At 37.3% G+C, this 397-nt stretch carries 2 protein-coding genes; both read right to left on the bottom strand.

Annotation, left to right across the window (positions count from 1 at the left end):
* The coding region (locus tag R2R70_RS19095; protein ID WP_410978763.1) for a DUF669 domain-containing protein at nt 1-187 on the bottom strand (187 nt) is incomplete at its 3' end.
* The coding region (locus tag R2R70_RS19090) for a hypothetical protein (RefSeq protein WP_410978762.1) at nt 187-397 on the bottom strand (211 nt) is incomplete at its 5' end. The genes R2R70_RS19095 and R2R70_RS19090, both read right to left, overlap by 1 nt.

The raw sequence follows: 397 nt of genomic DNA, 5'->3' as shown, positions 1-397 counted from the left end.
AGTTATCGTATAAGATTTTCTGTCCCTGACAAGGCTGTTCAACATCTGAACGAATTTCATAATCTACCACAAGTCGCTTATTTCCCGATGCTGCTGTTTTTTCTTCAAAATTGATGACTGTTACCTCGTATTCTCCTGGTTTAATTGGTTCAAATGATTCGCCTTTGCTGTGGTCTACTGTAAACATTATTTTTCCTCCTTAGTCTTTAAAACTTGTAATCTATCAAGTGCGGCGGATGCCAGTTTAATATTCCATTGATCAAGTTTTTTATTGGCTTTGATCTGAAATTCCTCAATCATTCGAACTGCCTGCTCGTTACCTTCGATCAACGTTTTAATATGAGTAATTAAGCCGATCCTTTCAGTTTCTTCCTCTGCTTTTACATCAATGCCAAGC

This window comes from Cobetia sp. SIMBA_158 (assembly GCF_046566945.1).
Classification (GTDB): Bacteria; Pseudomonadota; Gammaproteobacteria; order Pseudomonadales; family Halomonadaceae; genus Cobetia; species Cobetia amphilecti.
The sequence above is the reverse complement of the archived record's forward strand: the minus strand, read 5'-3'. Positions and strand labels throughout refer to the sequence as shown.